The following is a 22762-nucleotide window of genomic DNA, read 5'->3' as shown; positions in this document are numbered from 1 at the left end:
ACTTCCCGGAAAGCCTCCCCTATAGAGCGGCTCCCGCGTCGGCGGCCCCTAGCCTGGGTAGCTCAGTTGGTAGAGCAGCGGATTGAAAATCCGCGTGTCGGTGGTTCGAATCCGCCCCCAGGCACCATTCCTTCCAGACCTTAGAATGAGACCGCGCCGGTTGGCGCAGAACGGTCGGCGCCCGCGCCGGCGGCGGGTTCGGTTGAGCCCAACCGCCACGCCACGCGCCGCCGCGGGCAATGGCGAAGATTACGGTCTCAAGCGCGGTTCGCATCCTAGTGCGACGATGAAACCGAGGGCGCCCGGGGGGCGAGGTCTACCTTCCGTAGCGGAAAGTCCAGTCTCGTCTGGCCCAGGTTCTGAGATCGCGGTTCGACCGGTCGGTATTGCACTGCGGCGCCGAAAAACCGTCAGGCGGGTCAGTTCCCTGGGCGAGACAGGTGGCTAATATTGTGCGTTGCAACATAGATGGCCGCGGGCAGGGGCCCCGACCGTCGCACAGGCCGTCCTACCACTTGACGCTTGAATAAGGGGTTGCCAAAGGTCCGCAGCCGCCCGTCTAACATAGCGGTAAGACTTCGTGATCCCCATCGGGGAGACGAAGTCGCCACGCGCTTCGAAACGCCAAGCTTCCGCACTTAGTTGGGAGTACGCGTAACGGGGTCGCGCAGCGACAGCGGCTCTGTCGTCCACACCCCGGGTCCGGGGACGGGCGGCGGGCTTGTTTAAACTAGGGTGGAGACGCTCTCGCGCGACGACCCTCCGGCCAATCGTGCTAGACCAACCAGGAACTGGCGACAGATGCTCGACAACAAACGGAAGACCTCCCTCATTGCTCTCGTCGGCGCGATGGCGCTGATGGCGAGCGCGCCCGCGTTCGCGCAGAACGCCGCCGATCCGGCCGCCTCCGCCCCGGCTGCGGCGACCGCGGAAGGCAACGCCGCCGCGCCGGCCCCCGCGCCCGCGCCCGCCGAGGCCGAAGTGCCGCCGCAAGTCGCTCATGGCGGCAAGCTGAACGTCGGCACCATGTTCATGGACGCCGACCCGGTCGTTAAGACCGTGATGATCGGCCTGATGCTGGCGTCGCTGTTCTCGTGGGCGACCCTGATCACCAAGCTGATCGAGTTCCGCTCGCTGAACCGCACCACCGACAGCTTCCTTGAGGCCTTCCGCGGCGCGAAGTCGGTCAACGACATGGGCCGCATCGCCCAGTCCGAAGAGTTCGAAGGCAACCCGCTGGCCGACATGGCCGCCGCGGCCGCCGCCGAAGTCGAACTGTCCCGCCAGGCTGGCCTGCAGGTCTCCGGCGAGCACCGCGACACCACCCTGGACCGCGCCCACTCGGCGGTCGGCGCCGTGCAGGCCTCGCTTGCCCGTCGTCTCTCGGGCGGCATGCAGTTCCTCGCGTCGGTCGGCTCCAACGGTCCGTTCATCGGTCTGTTCGGCACCGTCTACGGGATCATGAACTCGTTCATCGGCATCGCGAACACCAACACCACCAACCTGGCCGTCGTGGCGCCCGGCATCGCCGAAGCCCTGCTGGCCACCGGTCTGGGCCTGTTCGCCGCCATCCCGTCGGTTATCTTCTACAACTACTTCCAGACGCGGATTTCGGCCTACGGCGCGCGCACTGAAGGCTTCGTGGCCGAACTGATGAACGCGATTTCCCGACAGCTCGACAAAGGAGCCTAACCCACCATGGGAGCCAAACTAGGAGGCTCTGGGGGGGGGAAATATCAGGAAGAGCAAAACGCAGAGATCAACGTCACGCCCTTCGTGGACGTTATGTTGGTCCTCCTGATCATCTTCATGGTGGCCGCGCCCATGGCGTCGGTGAACGTGAAGGTGGCTCTCCCTGAGGCGGTCGCCAAGGCGTCCGCCAACCCGCCGAAGCCGATATACATCTCGCTCCAGAGCAATGGGCGGATCTTCATCCAGGACTCGCAGACCGACCTCGCCACCCTCGGCGACGATCTGCGGTCCTCCCTGGGCGCCAAGCGCAATCCGACGAAGGAACGGATCTTCATCCGCGCCGACAAGGACGTGCTCTACGGCGACTTCATGGGCGTGATGAACATGCTGCAGGACAACGGGTTCTACAGCGTGGCGCTTGTCGGCGAAGACAAGCGTCCCGTGGGTCCGGCGGGGACGTGACGCATGTCTGAAACTCAACAGCGCGACATCGCCCACCCGGGTCACAACCCGTTCGACATCCCCCGTCCCAAGCGGAGCAAGGGTTTCATCGTCGCGATCACGCTCGCGGGCATCGCCCACGTCGCGCTCGCTGCATATCTTTGGAAAAGCCGGTTCGAACCGAAGTTCCAGGAGTACTCGGACGACGTCACCGACGTGGCCCTGATCAAGCCTCAGGCCCCGCCGCCGCCGCCGCCGCCTCCGCCGCCGCCGAACACGCCGCCGCCGCCGCCGCCGAAGCTTCAGCCTCGTCCGCCGGTGGCCATGCCGAACGTGCCGACCATCCCGCCGCTGCCGGTTCCGCCGGTGCCGCAACGGGTGGAAGAGCCCAAGCCGCCTGCGCCGCCGCCGCCGGAACCCCCGCGCGCCTCGGTGATCACGCAGCCGGACTGGGTCCGTCGTCCGTCGGCTGAGGACCTGGAACGGTATTATCCGGAACGGGCCCAACGGATGAACGTGGAAGGCCGGGCCAGCATCAGCTGCACCGTCGACGCCCGTGGCACGCTGCAAAGCTGCTCGGTCGCCAACGAAAGCCCGAGCGACGCCGGTTTCGGCGAAGCTGCTCTGCGGATGAGCCGCCTCTTCAAGATGCGGCCCATGACCAAGGATGGCTCTCCCGTCGACGGCGGGAAGATCGTCATCCCGATCGCCTTCCGCCTGCCGAAAGGCTGAGGCGAGGGGTGTTCGAGAAACCGGCCCTGGAGCGCAAGCTCCGGGGCCTTTTTCTTTCTGCGCGGTCTCTTTCTCTTTCTTGGGAGAACGGCTTGATCACGCCGCCGGGCGCGACTACAACGCCGCCCTCGCGATGCGCCGCCTTAGCTCAGTTGGTTAGAGCGCCAGATTGTGGCTCTGGAGGTCTCCCGTTCGATCCGGGAAGGCGGTACCATCGCGCTACGCCACGGGGCGGCTTCTCAGGCCCCGCGTCGCCGCCCTGGGGCCCTGCGCCCAGGCCTGACGGCGCCGCGACCTGAAGCTTCGAGCGACCTGGTCGCCGGTCGCCTTCAGACTGCTCGTCGGCCACGGCCGGCGCCCAGCAAGGGATCAGTTTGCCCCCTAGATGGGCGCTTGCGGCGCTCCGCCGCAATTTTCTCCCCAAGCTGCGGCTTCCCTCCCATCGACACATCCCCATTTGCCGGGTAAATGCGCGCGATTGCGCAAGATCGGTCCGACTCGGGGTTGGGTCGGGCCGCGTTTTTGCGTGCGCGTGTGGGAGTTGAGGACGAGCGAATGGGGTTTTCCCGGCAAGGTCTGTACGATCCGAGCAACGAGCATGACGCTTGCGGCGTGGGTTTCGTGGCCAACATTAAAGGTCGCAAAACTCACGAAACGATCGAGGCCGGCCTGAAAATCCTGGTCAACCTCGATCACCGCGGCGCGGTGGGCGCGGATCCGCTCGTGGGCGACGGCGCGGGGATTCTGATTCAGATCCCGGACGCGCTCTATCGTGAGTGGGCGCAAGGCGCGGGCGTCGCCCTGCCGCCGGCCGGCGAGTACGCGGTCGCCATGTGCTTCCTGCCGCAGGACGAAGAGGCGCGCAGCGCCGCCGTCCAGCAGTTCGAGCATTTCCTGTCGGTCGAGAAGCAGCCGCTGATCGGCTGGCGCGACGTGCCGGTCAACCTGAACGGCCTGGGCGAGGCGGTGCTGGCCTCGATGCCGGTGATCCGCCAGTGCTTCATCGGCCGCGGCCCGAACATCGCCGACCAGGACGCGCACGAGCGCAAGCTGCTGGCGGTGCGAAAGCAGATCCAGAATCCGCTGGCGGAGCTGGCGGCCAAGCGCAACCTGCCGGGCCTGTCGCAGCTCTACATCCCGTCGCTGTCGACGCGGACCGTGGTCTACAAGGGCCTGCTGCTCGCCGACCAAGTCGGCGGCTTCTATGAAGACCTGAAGAACCCGGTGGCGACGTCGGCGCTGGCGCTGGTTCACCAGCGCTTCTCGACCAACACCTTCCCGTCGTGGAAGCTGGCCCACCCGTACCGGTTCATCGCCCACAACGGCGAGATCAACACCGTCCGCGGCAACGTGAACTGGATGAACGCGCGGCGTCGCTCGATGGAGAGCGACCTGCTCGGGCCGGACCTGCACAAGATGTGGCCGCTGATCCCGCACGGGCAGTCGGACACCGCCTGCCTCGACAACGCGCTCGAGCTGCTGGTGGCCGGCGGCTATCCGCTGGCCCACGCGGTGATGATGCTGATCCCCGAGGCCTGGGCGGGCAATCCGCTGATGGAGACCAAGCGGAAGGCCTTCTACGAGTACCACGCCGCCCTGATGGAGCCGTGGGACGGGCCGGCGGCGGTGGCCTTCACCGACGGCCGCCAGATCGGCGCGACCCTCGACCGCAACGGCCTGCGGCCGGCGCGCTTCGTCATCACCGACGATGACAACGTGATCATGGCCTCGGAAGTCGGCGTGCTCGACGTCCCCGAGGAGAAGGTCGTCCGCAAGTGGCGCCTGCAGCCCGGCAAGATGCTGCTGATCGACATGGAAGCCGGTCGCATCATCGAGGACGAAGAGATCAAGGCGAGCCTCGCCGAGGCGAAGCCCTATGAGCAGTGGCTGGCCGAGACCCAGTTCAAGCTCGAGGAGCTGTCGCTGGCCGGCGAGACCGCTGGCAAGCTGGCGAACGATCCGTCCAACCTGCTCGATCGCCAACAGGCGTTCGGCTACACCCAGGAAGACATCGCCTTCTTCCTGGAGCCGATGGGCCGCGCCGGCGACGATCCGATCGGTTCGATGGGCTCGGACACGCCGATCGCCGTGCTCTCGTCCAAGGCGAAGCTGCTGTACGAATACTTCAAGCAGAACTTCGCCCAGGTGACGAACCCGCCGATCGACCCGATCCGCGAAGAGCTCGTCATGAGCCTGGTGTCGATGATCGGCCCGCGCCCGAACCTGCTCGGCCGCCAGGCCGGCACGCACAAGCGGCTCGAGGTCTCGCAACCGATCCTCACCGACGAGGACCTGGCGAAGATCCGTTCGATCCACGAACTGCTGGACGGCGCCTTCCGCACCGCCACCATCGACACGACCTGGTCGGCGGAGGACGGCGTGGGCGGCCTGGAGGCGGCGCTCGACCGGCTCTGCCGCGAAGCCACCGAACAGGTGCTGGCCGACGTCAACATCCTGATCCTGTCGGACCGCGCGGCGTCGGCCGATCGCATCCCGATCCCGGCGGCGCTGGCCACCGCGGCGGTGCACCATCACCTGATCCGTCAGGGCCTGCGCATGCAGACCGGCCTCGTCGTCGAGACCGGCGAAGCCCGCGAGGTGCACCATTTCTGCGTGCTGGCCGGCTACGGCGCCGAAGCGGTCAACCCGTACCTGGCGTTCGAGACGCTGGAGCAGATCCGCGTCGACAACGGCCTGGCGCAGAGCGCCTATGAAGTTCGCAAGAACTACATCAAGGCGATCGGCAAGGGCGTGCTGAAGGTGATGTCCAAGATGGGCATCTCCACCTACCAGTCGTACTGCGGCGCGCAGATCTTCGACGGCGTGGGCCTGTCCTCGGAACTGGTGGAGAAGTACTTCACCGGCACCGCGACGACGATCGAAGGCATCGGCCTGAAGGAGATCGCCGAGGAAAGCGTGCGGCGTCACCGCGACGCCTACAGCGAGAACCCGATCTACAAGAACATGCTGGATGTGGGCGGCCAGTACGCCTACCGCATCCGCGGCGAGGCGCACGCCTGGAACCCGGAATCGGTGTCCCGGCTGCAGCACGCCGTGCGCGGCAACCTGCCTGACGAGTACCGGAACTTCTCGCGCTCGATCAACGAGCAGAGCGAGCGGCTGCTGACCATCCGCGGCCTGATGCGGCTGAAGCCGGCGGACCAGGCGGTCCCGCTGGACGAGGTCGAGCCGGCCTCGGAGATCGTCAAGCGCTTCGCCACCGGCGCGATGTCCTTCGGCTCGATCAGCCGCGAGGCGCACACCACGCTGGCGCTGGCGATGAACCGCATCGGCGGCCGGTCGAACACCGGCGAGGGCGGCGAGGAATCCGACCGCTTCAAGCCGCTGCCGAACGGCGACTCGATGCGCTCGGCGATCAAGCAGGTCGCCTCGGGCCGGTTCGGCGTCACCGCCGAATACCTGGTCAACGCCGACGACATCCAGATCAAGATGGCCCAGGGCGCCAAGCCCGGCGAGGGCGGCCAGTTGCCCGGCCACAAGGTCGACCGCAACATCGCCCGGGTGCGTCACTCGACGCCGGGCGTGGGCCTGATCAGCCCGCCGCCGCACCACGACATCTATTCGATCGAGGATCTGGCGCAGCTGATCCACGACCTGAAGAACGTCAATCCGGTCGCCCGCATCTCCGTGAAGCTGGTGTCGGAAGTGGGCGTCGGCACGGTCGCGGCGGGCGTCGCCAAGGCGCGCGCCGACCATGTGACCATCTCCGGCTTCGAAGGCGGCACCGGCGCTTCGCCGCTGACCTCGCTGACGCACGCCGGCTCGCCCTGGGAGATCGGCCTGGCCGAGACCCAGCAGACCCTGCTGCTGAACGGCCTGCGGACCCGCATTGCCGTGCAGGTCGACGGTGGTCTGCGCACCGGCCGCGACGTGGCGGTGGGCGCGCTGCTCGGGGCCGACGAGTTCGGCTTCGCGACGGCGCCGCTGATCGCCGCCGGCTGCATCATGATGCGCAAGTGCCACCTCAACACCTGCCCGGTGGGGGTGGCGACCCAGGACCCGGTGCTGCGCGCGCGCTTCACCGGCCAGCCGGAACACGTGATCAACTACTTCTTCTTCGTCGCCGAAGAGCTGCGGGAGATCATGGCCGAGATGGGCTTCCGGACGATCAACGAGATGATCGGTCGTGTGGACCGCATCGACATGCGTCCGGCGCTGGATCACTGGAAGGCCCACAACGTGGACCTGTCGCGGATCCTCTACTCGGCCCCGGCCGAGAACGCGAAGGGCCTGTGGAACATCGACCGCCAGGACCACGGTCTGGGCCGGGCGCTGGACCACACGTTGATCGCCGACGCCAAGACGGCGCTCGAAGCCGGCAAGCCGGTGCAGGGCGAGTACCAGGTGCGCAACATCAACCGCACCGTGGGCGCGATGCTCTCGGGCGAGGTGGCCAAGCGCTACGGTCACGCCGGTCTGGCCGAGGACACGATCCAGCTGAAGTTCCTCGGCACCGCCGGGCAGAGCTTCGGCGCGTTCGCCGCCCGCGGCGTGAGCCTGGAGCTGTCCGGCGACGCCAACGACTACGTCGGCAAGGGGCTGTCGGGCGGCCGGGTGGTCGTGCGGCAACCGAAGGGCTCCAAGCGTGAGCCGACCCGCAACATCATCATCGGCAACACGGTGCTGTATGGGGCGATCGCCGGCGAAGCCTATTTCGAAGGCGTCGGCGGCGAACGGTTCGCGGTGCGCAACTCCGGCGCGGTGGCGGTCGTCGAAGGCGTGGGCGACCACGGCTGCGAATACATGACCGGCGGCGTGGTGGTCGTGCTCGGCGACACCGGGCGCAACTTCGCGGCCGGCATGAGCGGCGGCGTGGCCTACGTCTACGACCCCGACAAGCGGTTCCGCGCGCTCTGCAACACCTCCATGGTGGAGCTGGAAGCGATCGGCCCGGCGACCCCGCCGACCTCGGCCGACGAGGCGGCGCGGCCGACCCAGCGGGCCCCTTCGGTCGAGAACAACGGCATGGGCGACATGCTGCGGTTCGACGCCGAACGCCTGCGGATCCTGGTCGAGCGGCATCAGCTGTACACCGGGTCGAAACGCGCCGGCGAACTCCTGGCCAACTGGGACCAGGCGCTGGGCGACTTCGTGAAGGTGATGCCGACCGACTATCGCCGGGCATTGCTCGACATGCAGGCGCAGCGCGAAGCCGCGCCGGTCGCCGCCGAGTAACCGAGTCTTACGCCAGACCCAGTCCCACCCGGCCTCAGCCGGGTGGGATGAAACGGGGTCGTCGTCTTTTTGATTTGAGCCTTTCGCCCACACTCGCGTAGCTACGCGAATGGGAAGGGTTCCAGAGTTTGGAGACCGACCGATGGGCAAGCCCACCGGCTTCCTCGAGATCGACCGCCAAGAGCGCGGCTATGATCCGCCGTCCGAGCGCCTGAAGCACTACAAGGAATTCGTGCGTCCGCTGGCCGCTGGCGAAGTGAGCCAGCAGGCGTCGCGCTGCATGGATTGCGGGATTCCGTTCTGTCACCAGGGCTGCCCGGTGAACAACCAGATCCCCGACTTCAACAATCTGGTCTATCGCGACCAGTGGAAGGCGGCGCTGGAGAACCTGCAGTCGACCAACAACTTCCCGGAGTTCACCGGCCGCATCTGCCCCGCGCCGTGCGAGGCCTCGTGCACCCTGAACATCCCGGACACCCCGGTCACCATCAAGACGATCGAGTGCGAGATCGTCGATCGCGGCTGGCGTGAAGGCTGGATCGGCTCGCAGCCGAGCCCGCGCGGCACCGGCAAGCGCGTCGCCGTCGTCGGCTCCGGCCCGGCCGGCCTGGCCTGCGCCCAGCAGCTGGCTCGCGCCGGCCACGCCGCGACGGTGTTCGAGAAGAACGACCGGGTCGGCGGCCTGCTGCGCTACGGCATCCCCGACTTTAAGATGGAAAAGGACCTCATCGACCGTCGCATCAAGCAGATGGAAGGCGAGGGGGTCATCTTCCGCACCAACTTCGAGGTTGGCGTCACCGTCTCGGTGCAGCGCCTGCTCGACGACTATGACGTGCTGGTCATGGCCGGCGGCGCCGAAAACCCGCGCGACCTGCCGGTCCCGGGCCGCGAGCTCGACGGCGTGCATTACGCCATGGAGTTCCTGACCCAGCAGAACAAGCGCAACGCCGGCGATCCCGAGAACGTGGCGGCGCCGAACGGCACGCTGACCGCCAAGGGCAAGCACGTCGTCGTCATCGGCGGCGGCGACACCGGCTCGGACTGCATCGGCACCTCCAACCGCCACGGCGCGCTGTCGGTCACCCAGCTGGAAATCATGCCGCGCCCGCCGGAGAAGGAGAACAAGTCGCTCTCCTGGCCGGATTGGCCGTTGAAGCTGCGCACCTCCTCGAGCCACCAGGAAGGCTGCGAGCGCGAGTTCGCCGTCGCCACCAAGCGGTTCATCGGCGAGAACGGCAAGGTCACCGCCATCGAGTGCGTGCGCCTGGAGTGGGTCGCTGACGAGACCGGCCGCATGCAGATGCAGGAGGTCGCCGGCTCGGAGTTCGAGCTGAAGGCCGACCTGGTGCTGCTGGCGATGGGCTTCGTCGGTCCGCGGCACGAAGGGCTGATCGAGCAGGGCGCGGTCGAGCTCGACCCGCGCGGCAACGTCAAGGCCAACGTCGTCGACTACCGCACCTCGGTGCCGAACATCTTCTCCTGCGGCGACATGCGCCGCGGCCAGTCCCTGGTGGTCTGGGCGATCCGCGAAGGCCGCCAGGCCGCCCGCGCGGTCGACGAGTACCTGATGGGTTCGACCAAGCTGCCGCGCTAAGCGGAGCCATAAATCCTGGCATCCCGGACGGCCGGCAAGGCCGATCCGGGACCCAGGGCCACCGCACTGCAGATCTTCCTGGTCCCGGCTCGCCGCTTCGCTGCGGCCGGGATGACGTGAGAGAAATGGCGGCTCGACGCCGCTAGATCGCCTGTTTGACCGCGTCCACCAGCCGCTGCGCCCGATCGGTCCAGCGGTGTTCGGCCTGCGCGCGATGGGCGCCGGCGCGGGCGATCCGACCGGCGCGGCCGACGTCGGCCGTCAGGTCCGCCAGCGCCTGGGGCGCGGCCGCCAGTTGCGGCCAGGCGAAGGTGACGATCTCGGAACCTTCCTCGAACGCCTCGGCGTAGTAGGGGTTGGCGTCGGAGAAGACCGCCGCACCGGCGCACATGGCGGTGAACACCCGCTCGTGGCCGCCGGCGACGAAGCCGTTGTTGATGTTCAGCACCACCCGCGTGCGGCGCAAGGTGTGCAGCGTCTCGGCGAAGCTGCCGACCCCGCCGTAGACGAACCCGCCGTACCGCTCGGCCAACGGTTCCCAGCCGGAGCCCCAGATGTGCAGCGGCAGGCCGGCGGCCCCCAGCGCGTGCAGCAGCGCGTCGCGATGGTAGGCCTCGGCGTAGGCCTGCGGCGCCGCCAGCTGCGGCAGCAGCTGACCCAGCAGCTCGCCGGTGAGTTCGGCGCCGAGGTCCTTCAGCGCGGCCCGCAAGGCGTCCAGCAGCGGCAGCCGGGCGTCGGCCGTCATCCGCGCGACGAGCTGTTCGGCCACGAGCTTGGAGGCGCCTTCCGGCCAGTCCCGCCAATAGGGCTGCGGCGGCCCGCGGTACGTGCCGGTGAACATCAGCGGGATGTCCCGACGGGCGAAGGCCGAGTCGGACAGGTCGGGCGGCTCGGGCAGCTCGTTGGCCCCGGGCGGCAGGAAGCCCAGCTGGCTGAAGCCGCCGGCGGCCGGCGAGGCGCCGAGGAACTCGGCGTGGCTGCGGTCGAGGAACAGGCCGACGTGCTTGGGGATCGGGGCTAGAATCCGCGTCAGGTGGTGGACGGGGTGGTCGACGTAGATCGAGGCGTAGACCGTTCCCAGCACCTGGTAGATCGAACCGGCCGGGCCGCTGAGATCGGCGCCGACGCCGCTGAAGCCGAAGATGCAGTCGGGCAGGGGCTGCAGCGCTGCGTTGAGCTGGACCTGGCGATCCTCGGCCGCCATGTCGACGATCGGGGCCTCGTGGCCGAGCCCGATCAGAGCCTGAGCGAGTTGGTCGATGTGCAGCCGCAGCGAGCCGTACTGCGACTGGCCTTTCAACAGAGCGAAACGCAACGGCGAACCTCACGCGGCGAGCCCCATCTAGTCCGCCGATTCCGCAGTTCGGGCGAGTTGCGCGCGCCCGCCTCGAACGGTGACGCCTGGAACAAGCGCGGCGCGCAGCCATTGCATGGTTTGATGAGGGCGTTGCGCGGGGCGGCGTCTGCGGCGAGCGGGGCGTCCGAGGCCCGGCGCGCCACGTAAGGGAGCCGGGGCGATGACGTTCGAGCCCACTGCGGCCTATGCAGAAAGCACGGCCGGCAGTCTGACGGGAGGGCCGAAGACCGAGGGCCGCATCTGCTCCGCGGCGGTCCGCGCCTATGACATCCGCGGCCATGCCGGCCGCGACATCGACCGGGCGGGCGCCTACACCCTTGGACTGTCCTACGCCGGCGCCGCGCGCAAGCTCGGGGTGCGGCGGGTCGGCGTCGCGCGCGACGGGCGGCTCAGTTCGCCCACCCTCGAGCAGGCCCTGGTCTGGGGGCTGATGGACGGCGGGCTGCGGATCGAGCGGCTGGGCATCGGGCCGACGCCGATGCTGGTGTTCGCGGTGCGCGAACTGGATCTCGGCGGGGCGATCATGGTGACCGCCTCGCACAACCCGGCGGCGGAGAACGGCTTCAAGATCCTGCTCGGCGAGGAGCGGGTGCACGGCGACGCCTTGTCGGCCCTGGTGCAGGGGCCCTGCGAGCGCGCCATCTGCGGCTCAGCCCGACGACACTCGGTGCTGGACGCCTATGTCGCCGAGCTCGCCCGCGCGGCGAAGGGCATGTCGCCGCTGAAGGTCGCCTGGGACTGCGGCAACGGCGCGACGGCCCCGGTGATCGAACGGCTCGCGCCGCTGCTGCCCGGGCATCACATCCTGATCAACACCCGCGTCGACGGCAGCTTCCCGGCGCACGCGCCAGATCCGGCGGCGCCGGAAAACCTGTCGCAGCTGGCCGACGTCGTGCTCGCCAACGGCTGCGACCTGGGCGTCGCCTTCGACGGCGACGGCGACCGGCTGGGCGTGGTGGACGGCCAGGGGCGGATCCTGTGGGTCGACCAGGTCCTGCTGCTGCTGGCCCGGGACCTGCTGGCGCGCCGGCCGGGGTCCGGCGTCACCGCCGACGTGAAGTGCTCGAAGGTGCTGTTCGACGAGGTGGCCGCCGCCGGCGGCCGCTGCGAGCTTTCGCCCTCCGGCTATGTGCTGGTCCGCGAGACCATGCTGCAGAAGGGCGCGCAGCTCGGCGGCGAGCTGTCCGGGCACATCTTCTTCGACGACGGGCTGGGCGCAGGCGACGACGCGATCTATGCGGCGATCCAGACCTTCCAGGCGATCTCGCACCTGAGCGGCGGCCTGGCCGGCTTCCGCGACAGCCTGCCGCCGAGCTTCGCGACGCCGGAGCTGCGCATTCCCTGTCCCGAGGCGCGCAAGCCGGAGGTGGTGGCCGAGGTCGCCGAGCGGCTGGCGCAGGAAGGCGCGACGGTCGATCGCCGCTATGGCGTGCGGGTCGAGACGGCGGACGGCTGGTGGCTGCTGCGCGCCTCCGGCACGGAGTCCAAGCTGACCTGCCGCTGCGAGTCGGTGCACCCCGACGGGCTCGACCGGCTGCGCGGCGAACTGCGGCGGCATCTTCAGCTCAGCGGCATCGAGGCGGAGGTCTGAGCGCCCGCGCCTGACGGCCGGCGCTAGATGTCGAACACCGCGAACTCGACGCCCATCCGGTTTCGCAACAGCGGGCGGGCGACGTTGTAGACCGGCACGCCGCGCGGCGTGCGGCCCTCGTAAGCGCCGGAATGCGCATGGCCGTGCAGGACCAGCTGCACGCCGTCGAAGCGGTCGATGGTCTCGCCCATCCGCGCCGAGCCGAGGAAGGGGAAGATCTCCAGCGGTTCGCCCGCCAGGGTCTCGGCGATCGGCGAATAGTGCAGCACCACCACCGTCCGCTCGGTCTTCAGCATCCGGAGCGAGCTTTCCAGTTTCAGGTTCTCATCGATCGAGGCCTGGACGAAGGCCTTGACCGCCGGCTCGCCAAAGGCGCTCAGCATGTGCCGGCCGTAACCGCCGATGAAGCCCTTGCCGCCGGCAAAGCCGACGCCGTGGATCTCGTAGGCTTCGCCCTCCAGCAGCTTGAGCCCGGCCTGGTGCAGGATGCGGGAGACTTCGTGCGGCTGCCCGCATTCGTAGTCGTGGTTGCCGAGCACGCCGACCATCGGGATGGTGCAGGCCAGCAGGTCCTCGGCCAGGATCTCCGCCTCGGGGGTCTTGCCGAAATTGGTCAGGTCGCCGCACAGCGCCAGCGCGTCGGCCTCCTGGCTGATGCGGGCGAACAGTTCGCGGTAGGGGCGCTCGGCGTTCTCGCCGACGTGCAGGTCGCCCAGCGCCGCCAGCCGCAGGCTCCCGGCCGGCGGCGGCTCAGGCGATAGGCTCATGCCGTTCCTCCAGACCCTTGCCGACCACGTCGGCGAAGCCCCATTCGGTGATGTCGGTGACGTAGTCGCGCGGGCTGAACAGCCGCCCGCGGCAGACCTTCACCCGCGCCGGCGGCAGCCCGACCTGGGCCTGCAGGCGGGCGGTGAGTTCCTCCATCAGCTCGCGCGGGATCAGGTCGCGCTCGGTCGGATAGATGAAGCGGAAGTTCAGGAGGTGGGTCAGCAGCACCTCCCAGTAGGGCTCCATGTAGCGGAGCAGGCGGCGCCAATCGATCTGGTCGTGCGCGCGCAGCATCACGTGCGCCACATCCGCGCCGTCGTAGCGATAGCGGTCCTGGATGAACATCTTCGAGACGATCAGCTCGGTCGGCGGGGTGATCCGCGCCTCGGCCCCGTAGACTTCGATGGTGGGGTTGTCCTGGAACCAGACGTCGGTGATCGGCGCGGTGCCGTTGGACATCGCGAAGATGACGTCGAAGAAATGGTTGTCGCACCAGATCTTGGCGATCCAGCGCTCGTCCTCGACCGTGGTCTGGAAGCCGCGGGCCTGGAAGTAGGCGAGGATCTTCGGGTAGTCGCCGGCCGTGCAGAAGACGTCGAGGTCCTTCGTCGGTCGGACGATGCCGGTATAGGCGGTGACCGCGTAGGTGCCGGACAGCAGGAACGGAATCCGCGACTCGTTCAGCAGCCGCAAGCTGTCGGCGTAGAACGCCTCGGTGCCCGGCGGCGGTTCGAATGAGGCGGCGTCGTAGGCTTGCGACATTGCGCGCTGGCGTCCTGAAGGTCACGGGGGCCGATCGCCCCCAAGGGCAAACGGAAGCCCTGCCGGGGGGTTCCGCGGCCGCCGCTCGACCTGTGGTGGCGGTTGTTTTTTATGAACTTTTGGCGTAACCCCTAGGGGCGTTGACCGCCGTGCGTCGGGGTTTGTCCGGGCGCCGCCTGCGGGGCCGCCAGCCGCATTTCTTCAGATCCCGGTTTTTAACAAGCCAAGCTGGAACCGAACTTTAGTTCCAGAAGTTCCTCCCTCAGGGCGGGGGTGTGTCTTGTCGCGTCGGTGGGGACCGGCGGCGTCAAAGCATGGCCCCATGCCGCGTCTCGCTGGGTGGGGATCCATGCCGCAATCTGATCTGAAGTCGTCTTCCGCCGTTCGTTCCGGCGCCGCGCGGGCTGGCAAGAAAGCTACGTTGCGCGCCCGCCAACCCGAGGCGGAGCTGGCGACCCAGGAGCTGCTGGCGGCGCTCAGGGCCTTCCGCCGCGGCGACTTTTCGGTGCGGCTGCCGAAGGGACTGACCGGGGTCGGCGGCGAGATCGCCGAAGCCTTCAACGACGTGGTCGAGCTCAACGACCGCATGACCAAGGAGTTCGACCGGCTGGGCGAGGCGGTCGGCCGACAGGGCAAGATCAACCACCGGGCCAAGCTGCCGGGGGCGCAGGGCGCCTGGGCCGCCGGCGTCGACGCGGTCAACACCCTGATCGCCGACATGGTGCACCCCACCGCCGAGATGGCGCGGGTGATCGGCGCGGTGGCGAAGGGCGACCTGTCGCAGACCATGGACCTGGAGAACGAGGAGCGGCCGATGCGCGGCGAGTTCCTGCGCACGGGCAAGGTGGTGAACACCATGGTCGGCCAGCTCGGCTCGTTCGTGTCGGAAGTGACCCGGGTGGCGCGGGAGGTCGGGACCGAGGGCAAGCTCGGCGGCCAGGCGCAGGTGAAAGGCGTCGCCGGCGCCTGGAAGGACCTGACCGACAACGTGAACCTGATGGCCGCCAACCTGACCGGCCAGGTGCGCAACATCGCCGAGGTCACCACCGCCGTCGCCAACGGCGACCTGTCGCGCAAGATCACCGTCGACGTGAAGGGCGAGGTGCTGGAGCTGAAGAACACCATCAACACCATGGTGGACCAGCTGAACTCCTTCGCCTCGGAAGTGACCCGGGTGGCGCGCGAAGTCGGCACCGAGGGCAAGCTCGGCGGCCAGGCGCAGGTGAAGGGCGTGACCGGGGCCTGGAAGGACCTGACCGACAACGTGAACTTCATGGCCGCCAACCTGACCGGTCAGGTGCGGAACATCGCCGAGGTCACCACCGCCGTGGCGCGCGGCGACCTGTCGAAGAAGATCACCGTCGACGTGCGCGGCGAGATCCTCGAGCTGAAGATCACCATCAACACCATGGTGGACCAGCTGAACGCCTTCGCCTCGGAAGTGACCCGGGTGGCGCGGGAAGTCGGCACCGAGGGCAAGCTTGGCGGCCAGGCGCGCGTCGAGGGCGTCACCGGGGCCTGGAAGGACCTGACCGACAACGTGAACTTCATGGCCGCCAACCTGACCGGCCAGGTGCGGAACATCGCCGAGGTGACCACCGCGGTGGCCATGGGCGACCTGTCAAAGAAGATCACCGTCGACGTGCGCGGCGAGATTCTGGAGCTGAAGAACACCATCAACACCATGGTGGACCAGCTGAACGCCTTCGCCTCGGAAGTGACCCGGGTGGCGCGCGAGGTCGGCACCGAGGGCAAGCTCGGCGGCCAGGCGCAGGTGAAGGGGGTGACCGGGGCCTGGAAGGACCTGACCGACAATGTGAACCTGATGGCCGGCAATCTGACCGGCCAGGTGCGGAACATCGCCGAGGTGACCACGGCGGTGGCCATGGGCGACCTGTCGAAGAAGATCACCGTCGACGTGCGCGGCGAGATTCTGGAGCTGAAGAACACCATCAACACCATGGTGGATCAGCTGAACGCCTTCTCGTCGGAGGTGACCCGGGTGGCGCGCGAGGTCGGCACCGAGGGCAAGCTCGGCGGCCAGGCCAACGTCAAGGGCGTCGGCGGCACCTGGAAGGAGCTGACCGACAACGTGAACCTGATGGCCGGCAACCTGACCGGCCAGGTGCGCAACATCGCAGAGGTGACCACCGCGGTGGCCACGGGCGACCTGTCGAAGAAGATCACCGTCGACGTGAAGGGCGAGATCCTCGAGCTGAAGATCACCATCAACACCATGGTGGATCAGCTGAACGCCTTCGCCTCTGAAGTGACCCGCGTGGCGCGGGAAGTCGGCACCGAGGGCAAGCTCGGCGGCCAGGCGCAGGTGAAGGGGGTCGCCGGCACCTGGAAGGACCTGACCGACAACGTGAACTTCATGGCCGCCAACCTGACCGGCCAGGTGCGGAACATCGCCGAGGTGACCACCGCGGTGGCCATGGGCGACCTGTCGAAGAAGATCACCGTCGACGTGCGCGGCGAGATCCTGGAGCTGAAGAACACCATCAACACCATGGTGGATCAGTTGAACTCCTTCGCCTCGGAAGTGACCCGGGTGGCGCGGGAAGTCGGCACCGAGGGCAAGCTCGGCGGCCAGGCGCAAGTGAAGGGGGTGGCCGGCACCTGGAAGGAGCTGACCGACAACGTGAACCTGATGGCCGGCAACCTGACCGGCCAGGTGCGGAACATCGCCGAGGTGACCACCGCGGTGGCGCGCGGCGACCTGTCGAAGAAGATCACCGTCGACGTGCGCGGCGAGATCCTGGAGCTGAAGAACACCATCAACACCATGGTGGACCAGCTGAACGCCTTCGCCTCGGAAGTGACCCGGGTGGCGCGGGAAGTCGGCACCGAGGGCAAGCTCGGCGGCCAGGCGCAGGTTTCCGGCGTCGCCGGCACCTGGAAGGACCTGACCGACAATGTGAACATGATGGCCAACAACCTGACCGGTCAGGTGCGGAACATCGCCGACGTCGTGACCGCGGTCGCCATGGGCGACCTGAAGCGCAAGCTGACGCTGGACGCCAAGGGCGAAATCGCCGCGCTCGCCGACACCATCAACGGCATGATCGAGACGCTCGCGATCTTCGCCGACCAAGTGACCAACGTGGCCCGGGAGGTGGGGATCGAGGGCAAGCTGGGCGGCCAGGCCCGGGTGCCCGGCGCGGCCGGCCTGTGGCGCGACCTGACCGACAACGTAAACGGCATGGCGGCCAACCTGACCACCCAGGTGCGCGCCATCGCCGAGGTGTCCACCGCCGTGACCAAGGGCGACCTGACCCGCTCGATCGCCGTCGAGGCCTCGGGCGAGGTCGAGGAGCTGAAGAACAACATCAACGAGATGATCCGCAACCTGAAGGATCAGACGTTGAAGAACACCGAGCAGGACTGGCTGAAGACCAACCTCGCCCGGTTCACCCGCATGCTGCAGGGCGAGCGCGACCTGTCGACCGTGTCCAACCTGGTGCTGTCGGAGCTGGCGCCGCTGATCAACGCCCAGCACGCGGTGTTCTACGTCAGCGATCGGGACGACGACGGCCAGATGGTGATGAACCTGGCCTCCTCCTACGCCTTCAACAACCGCAAGCACTTGGCCAGCCAGTTCAAGCTGCGCGAGGGGTTGATCGGGCAATGCGCCTACGAGAAGTCGCGCATCCTGCTGAGCAACGTGCCGAAGGACTACGTCCAGATCTCCTCGGGCCTGGGCGAGGCGCCGCCGGCGCACATCATCGTCCTGCCGGCGCTGTTCGAGGGCGAGGTGAAGGCGGTCATCGAGCTGGCCACCTTCGGCGAGTTTAACGAGACCCAGCAGCAGTTCCTCGACCAGCTGATGGAATCCGTCGGCATCGTGCTGAACACCATCGCCGCCAACATGCGGACCGAGGGGCTGCTGAAGCAGTCGCAGCTGCTGACCTCCGAGCTGCAGGCGCAGCAGGAGGAGCTGAAGAAGACCAACGACCGGCTGGAGCAGCAAGCCGCCAGCTTGCGCCAGTCCGAGGAGCTGCTGCGCACCAAGCAGGAGGAGCTGCAGCAGACCAACGCCGAGCTGCAGGAGAAGGCGCACCTGCTGTCGGTGCAGAACCAGCAGGTGGAGGCGAAGAACCGGGAGGTCGAACAGGCCAAGCTGGCGCTCGAGGACAAGGCCGAGCAACTGGCGCTGACCTCGAAGTACAAGTCCGAGTTCCTGGCCAATATGAGCCACGAGCTGCGCACGCCGCTGAACTCGCTGCTGATCCTGTCGAAGCTGCTGGCCGACAACGCCCAGGGCAACCTCTCGGACAAGCAGGTCGAGTTCGCCCGCAACATCCACGACGCGGGCGCCGACCTGCTGGGGCTGATCAACGACATCCTCGACCTGTCGAAGATCGAGTCCGGCACGGTCACCCTGGACATCGGCGAGATGTCCTTCGCGTCCTTGCGCGATCAGGTCGACCGGATGTTCAGCCAGGTCGCGGCCGACAAGAAGCTGGAGTTCAAGGTCGAGCTCGATCCGGCCCTGCCGCGGTCGATGTACACCGACGACAAGCGGCTTCAGCAGGTGATCAAGAACCTGCTGTCGAACGCCTTCAAATTCACCGAGCACGGCCACGTCAAGCTGAAGGTCTCCCGCGCCCGCAGCGGCTGGAACCCGACCAACGACCACCTGAACACCGCCGGCCAGGTGCTGGCGATCGCGGTCGAGGACACCGGCATCGGCATCGCCGACGACAAGCAGCGGATCATCTTCGAGCCCTTCCAGCAGGCCGACGGCACCACCAGCCGCAAGTACGGCGGCACCGGGCTGGGCCTGTCGATCAGCCGCGAGATCTCGCAGATGCTGGGCGGCGAGCTGAGGATGGTCTCCAAGCCCGGTCGCGGCTCGACCTTCACTCTCTACCTGCCGCTGAACTTCAGCCCGGCGCAGCCGCTGACCGTGCCGCGCTCCGCCGGCGCGCCGGCGACGCGGCCGATGATGCTGCCCTCGGTGATGGCCGAGGCGACGAGCGAGGCGGTGGCCGACGATCGCGAGGCCATCAGCTCCGACGACAGCGTGGTGCTGATCGTCGAGGACGACCCGCGGTTCGCGGCGATCCTGCTCAGCCTCGTGCGCGAGGGCGGGTTCAAGGGCGTGGTGACCGGGGAAGGGGCGGCCGTGCCGTCGCTGGCCCGCCGGTTCGGCCCCGACGCCATCATGCTCGACCTCGGCCTGCCCGACATGGACGGCCTGGCTCTGCTCGATCTGTTGAAGCGCACGCCGGAGACGCGGCACATCCCGGTGCACGTGATCTCGGCCGACGATCAGAAGGGGCTCGGCCTGTCGCTCGGCGCCTTCGGCTTCACCCACAAGCCGGTCGAGCGCGAGGTGGTGGTCTCGACCCTGCAGGGCGTGAAGAACTTCGTCGACAAGGCCGAGCGGCGCATCGTGCTGGTCGGCCAGGAAGGTGAGGCCGCCGACGTGCTGCGCCGCTGCTTCACCCAGGTGGAGCTGGCCTCCGACCTCGCCGCGGTGCTCGCCCGGCCGGCTGCTGAGCGGCCCGACGGTCTCGTCGTCGAGGCGTCGGCGGCGCCGGCGAGCCAGATCCTCGAGCTGTTGAAGCAGAGCGACGGCCCGACGCCGTTGGCGGTGGTCTTCGCCCCAGACAAACTGAGCGAGGAGGACGACCGCCGGCTGCGGCTCGCCGTCTTTGGCGGCCTTGTCCGCCTGGCGCGCACCCCGGACCAGCTGGTCGATCAGGCGAGCCTGTCGCTGCACTCGCTGGTCGAGCAGCTGCCGGCCGAGGCCCAGGCCAAGCTCGACCAGCCGAAGCAGGACGACGCCGTGCTGGCCGGCCGCAAGGTCGTGGTGATCGATGACGACATCCGCAACATCTTCTCGCTCGCCTCGGCGCTCGAAGAGTACGGTATCGAGCTGGCCTACGCCGAGAGCGGGCGCGCGGGGCTGGAGGTGCTCGACGCCCAGCCCGACGTCGACGTGGTGCTGGTGGACATCATGATGCCCGATATGGACGGCTACGAGACGATCCGCGAGATCCGGGCGCGCGACGAACTGCGCGACCTGCCGGTCATCGCGGTCACAGCCAAGGCGATGAAGGGCGACCGTCAGAAGTGTATCCAGGCCGGCGCGTCGGACTATGTCTCCAAGCCAGTGGACATCGACCATCTGGTGTCGGTGTTGCGTGTCTCCATCCAGCGGGCCGATGCGCTGAGACTGTCCAGCGACGCCGCCGTCCCGATCCTGCCGCAAGCGAGCTGACGTGACGTCGTCTCCCACCGGATCCGGTCAAGCCTGGTCGCCGGCGGAGCGGCCCGAGCCGCCCGACCTGTCGACTCCGCTCACCGCGCGGATCCTCGTTGTCGACGATGACGAGCGGAACGCCTTCGCCGCGGTGCAGGCGCTGGAGGAGCTCGGCCACGAACTGGTCGTCGCGCGGTCCGGCGAAGAGGCGCTGCGGCGGCTGCTCGTCGACGAGTTCGCGGTCATCCTGCTCGACCTGCACATGCCGGGCATGGACGGCTACGAAACGGCCCAACTGATCCGCTCGCGCAAGCGCACCAGCCGCACGCCGATCGTCTTCCTGACCGCGATCTTCCGCGACGAGGCCCACGTGTTTCAGGCCTATTCGGCCGGCGCGGTGGACGTGGTCTTCAAGCCGGTGGATCCGTTCATCCTGAAGTCCAAGGTGGCGGTCCTCGTCGACCTGTACCTGAAGACCGAGGAGGTGAAGCGCCAGTCCGCCTACCAGCAGTGGCTGCTCGACGAGCATGCCCGGGTGAAGGCCGACGCCGCGCAGACCGAGCGCGCGCTGCGCCAGACCGAGGCGCGGCAGGAAGCCATCCTGCAGTCGCTGCCGATCGTCTTCACCTCGCGCAATGTCGAGCCGCCGCACGCGCCGCAGTTCGTCTCCCAGGCGATCGAGCAGATCACCGGATTCCCGGCTTCGCGGTTCCTGTCCGAGCCGGAGTTCGGCCTGGATCGGGTCCATCCGGAGGACGTAGGGATCGTGCGCGAGGCGCTGCGCAGCGCGGAGCGGCACGGCCGTTACGCCGCCGAGTTTCGCTGGCTTTGCGCCGACGGGCAGTACCGGGTGCTGCAGGACCAGGGCGTGCTGGCGCCGGCGTTCGACGGGGCCCCGCCGCAGATCTTCGGCATCCTGCTCGACGCCACCGATCGCCGTCTGCTGGAGGAGCAACTCGCCCAGGCGCGGAAGATGGAGGCGGTCGGACAGCTGACCGGCGGGGTGGCGCACGACTTCAACAACCTGCTGACCGTCGTGCTCGGCAATGTCGACATGCTGGCGCGCAAGGCCGAGGACGAGCGCCGCCGGGCGCGCCGGGTCGACGCCATCCGCCAGGCCGCCGAGCGCGGCCGCGACCTGACCCGTCAGCTGCTGGCCTTCTCCCGTCGCCAGCACCTGCGGCCGATCACCCTCGACGTCAACGTGCTGATCCGCGAATTCACCCCGCTGGTCCGGCAGGCGGTCGGCGAGGCCGTGACGGTGGAGCTGTCGCTGGACCAGGCGGCGCTCTGCGCGCACGTCGACCCGAACCAGCTGGAGACGGCGCTGCTCAACCTCGCGGTCAACGCGCGCGATGCGATGCCGGACGGCGGGGCGCTGTCGATCTGCACCGCCACCGAGACCCGCGAGGGCGCGGACTGGGTGGTGATCGCCGTCAAGGACACCGGCCTTGGCATGACGCCGGAGGTGCGCGATCGCGTATTCGAGCCCTTCTTCACCACCAAGGAGGTGGGCAAGGGCTCGGGCCTGGGGCTGTCGCAGGTCTATGGCTTCGTCCGGCAGTCCGAGGGCGAGGTCCAGTTGGACAGCGCCGAGGGGCAGGGCACCACCTTCCGCCTGCGCCTGCCGCAGTCGAGCGAGGCCGCGGTGGAGATCCGCAACGAGGCGCCGCAGGGTGAGATCGTCGGCGGTGACGAGAAGATCCTGCTGGTCGAGGACGACGCCACGGTGCTGGCGCTGACCTTCGATCTGCTCACCGGCCTGGGCTATCAGGTGACGACCGCGAGCAACGCCGCCGAGGCGCTGGAGATCCTGCGCACGCCCGCGGAGTTCGACCTGCTGTTCACCGACGTGGTGATGCCGGGCGGGGTCAGCGGCGTAAGCCTGGCCCGCGCGGCGCGGGAGCTGCGTCCCGGCCTGACTGTGCTGCTGAGCTCCGGCTTCCTGCGCGATGGCGGCGGGGAGGACATGGAGTTCCCGCTGCTCGACAAGCCGTATGAGACGGCGGTCATGGCCGCGAAGCTGCGCAAGCTGCTGGATCCCCCGGGCGGCCCTGCGGCGGCGATGCCTGGGTGGGCGGCGACCGGCTAGCGTCGCCTCGGGGCTCAGGCGGTCACGCCGCCTGGCGGGCCACCTGGCGCAGCGCTGCGGCGAGCAGCCGCGCGCGGGCGCGGCCGATGTCGAGGTCGCGCAGCCCGGTCTCGAGCGAATGCGCCAGGCGTTCGATTTGCACGGCGCGGCCCTCGGGCGCAAACGCGGCGGCGAGGATCGACGCTTCGGCCATCAGTTCGACCTTCTGTTCCGGCGGGCGGGCGTTGAGCAGAGCGGTGTCGAAATCAACCACTTCGCCGCCTGCCGGACGGGCCGGCGGGGCGGGTTTTTTTGTCATGGAAACCTCGATTTGGCCCAATGAA

12 protein-coding genes and 2 tRNA genes are annotated in these 22762 nt (G+C 68.3%); 10 read left to right on the top strand and 4 right to left on the bottom strand.

The genetic code is table 11. From position 1 onward, the window contains the following. Positions 1-51: 51 nt before the first annotated feature. The 7 genes from ACSQ14_RS11510 to ACSQ14_RS11480 all read left to right on the top strand — a co-directional run bounded on the left by ACSQ14_RS11510 (position 52) and on the right by ACSQ14_RS11480 (position 9655). A tRNA-Phe gene (locus tag ACSQ14_RS11510) sits at positions 52-127 on the top strand. A gap of 674 nt (positions 128-801) precedes the next feature. Further along, a complete protein-coding gene (locus ACSQ14_RS11505) occupies positions 802-1692 on the top strand; it encodes a MotA/TolQ/ExbB proton channel family protein (RefSeq protein ID WP_436012796.1) in 891 nt (296 codons plus the stop codon). 6 nt (positions 1693-1698) lie between these two features. After that, complete coding sequence (locus ACSQ14_RS11500; RefSeq protein ID WP_436012794.1) at positions 1699-2154, top strand: biopolymer transporter ExbD; 456 nt, start codon at positions 1699-1701, stop codon at positions 2152-2154. 3 nt (positions 2155-2157) lie between these two features. Further along, the gene (locus ACSQ14_RS11495; RefSeq protein WP_436012792.1) at positions 2158-2865 is read left to right on the top strand and encodes an energy transducer TonB; all 708 of its coding nucleotides are present in this window, start codon (positions 2158-2160) and stop codon (positions 2863-2865) included. A gap of 137 nt (positions 2866-3002) precedes the next feature. Continuing rightward, positions 3003-3079, top strand: a tRNA-His gene (locus ACSQ14_RS11490). 341 nt (positions 3080-3420) lie between these two features. After that, entirely contained in the window at positions 3421-8061 is a 4641-nt protein-coding gene (gltB, locus tag ACSQ14_RS11485; RefSeq protein WP_436012790.1) for a glutamate synthase large subunit, read from the top strand. A gap of 142 nt (positions 8062-8203) precedes the next feature. Beyond that, complete coding sequence (locus ACSQ14_RS11480) at positions 8204-9655, top strand: glutamate synthase subunit beta (RefSeq protein ID WP_436012788.1); 1452 nt, start codon at positions 8204-8206, stop codon at positions 9653-9655. A gap of 142 nt (positions 9656-9797) precedes the next feature. On the opposite strand, the gene ACSQ14_RS11475 is transcribed toward ACSQ14_RS11480, so the two are convergent. After that, entirely contained in the window at positions 9798-10970 is a 1173-nt protein-coding gene (locus ACSQ14_RS11475) for a glycosyltransferase family protein (protein ID WP_436012786.1), read from the bottom strand. A gap of 202 nt (positions 10971-11172) precedes the next feature. Between ACSQ14_RS11475 and ACSQ14_RS11470 the strand changes: the two genes are divergently transcribed. Next, positions 11173-12603 carry a phosphomannomutase/phosphoglucomutase gene (locus tag ACSQ14_RS11470; protein WP_436012784.1) on the top strand — a complete coding sequence of 477 codons (1431 nt, stop codon included), beginning with the start codon at positions 11173-11175 and terminating at the stop codon, positions 12601-12603. A gap of 23 nt (positions 12604-12626) precedes the next feature. Here the strand turns inward: ACSQ14_RS11470 and ACSQ14_RS11465 are convergent, their stop codons facing one another. Continuing rightward, the gene (locus tag ACSQ14_RS11465; RefSeq protein ID WP_436012782.1) at positions 12627-13370 is read right to left on the bottom strand and encodes a metallophosphoesterase family protein; all 744 of its coding nucleotides are present in this window, start codon (positions 13368-13370) and stop codon (positions 12627-12629) included. Next, complete coding sequence (locus ACSQ14_RS11460) at positions 13354-14133, bottom strand: hypothetical protein (RefSeq protein ID WP_436012780.1); 780 nt, start codon at positions 14131-14133, stop codon at positions 13354-13356. The genes ACSQ14_RS11465 and ACSQ14_RS11460 overlap by 17 nt, the downstream gene beginning before the upstream one ends. Positions 14134-14554: 421 nt before the next feature. Here ACSQ14_RS11460 and ACSQ14_RS11455 point away from each other — a divergent pair, with 421 nt between their 5' ends. Both ACSQ14_RS11455 and ACSQ14_RS11450 read left to right on the top strand, forming a co-directional pair. After that, on the top strand, positions 14555-20365 hold the full coding sequence (locus ACSQ14_RS11455; protein ID WP_436012778.1) for a HAMP domain-containing protein: 5811 nt from the start codon (positions 14555-14557) through the stop codon (positions 20363-20365). Between the two features lies 1 nt (position 20366). Continuing rightward, the gene (locus ACSQ14_RS11450) at positions 20367-22439 is read left to right on the top strand and encodes a response regulator (protein ID WP_436012776.1); all 2073 of its coding nucleotides are present in this window, start codon (positions 20367-20369) and stop codon (positions 22437-22439) included. A 22-nt stretch (positions 22440-22461) separates the two neighbouring features. On the opposite strand, the gene ACSQ14_RS11445 is transcribed toward ACSQ14_RS11450, so the two are convergent. Further along, positions 22462-22758 (bottom strand): hypothetical protein, encoded by a 297-nt coding sequence (locus tag ACSQ14_RS11445; RefSeq protein ID WP_436012774.1) that lies wholly within the window; start codon positions 22756-22758, stop codon positions 22462-22464. Between the last annotated feature and the right edge of the window lie 4 nt (positions 22759-22762).

It is taken from the genome of Phenylobacterium sp. LjRoot219, assembly GCF_964252995.1.
In the GTDB taxonomy this organism is placed as follows: domain Bacteria; phylum Pseudomonadota; class Alphaproteobacteria; order Caulobacterales; family Caulobacteraceae; genus Phenylobacterium.
Note: the sequence above shows the minus strand (reverse complement) of the source record. Positions and strands in the feature narration are given on the sequence as shown.

Coding starts and splice junctions, on each gene's coding strand:
- ACSQ14_RS11495 (WP_436012792.1), top strand. CDS start 2,158: ATGTCTGAAACTCAACAGCGCGACATCGCCCACCCGGGTCACAACCCG.
- ACSQ14_RS11470 (WP_436012784.1), top strand. CDS start 11,173: ATGACGTTCGAGCCCACTGCGGCCTATGCAGAAAGCACGGCCGGCAGT.
- gltB (WP_436012790.1), top strand. CDS start 3,421: ATGGGGTTTTCCCGGCAAGGTCTGTACGATCCGAGCAACGAGCATGAC.
- ACSQ14_RS11465 (WP_436012782.1), bottom strand. CDS start 13,370: ATGAGCCTATCGCCTGAGCCGCCGCCGGCCGGGAGCCTGCGGCTGGCG.
- ACSQ14_RS11500 (WP_436012794.1), top strand. CDS start 1,699: ATGGGAGCCAAACTAGGAGGCTCTGGGGGGGGGAAATATCAGGAAGAG.
- ACSQ14_RS11505 (WP_436012796.1), top strand. CDS start 802: ATGCTCGACAACAAACGGAAGACCTCCCTCATTGCTCTCGTCGGCGCG.
- ACSQ14_RS11460 (WP_436012780.1), bottom strand. CDS start 14,133: ATGTCGCAAGCCTACGACGCCGCCTCATTCGAACCGCCGCCGGGCACC.
- ACSQ14_RS11480 (WP_436012788.1), top strand. CDS start 8,204: ATGGGCAAGCCCACCGGCTTCCTCGAGATCGACCGCCAAGAGCGCGGC.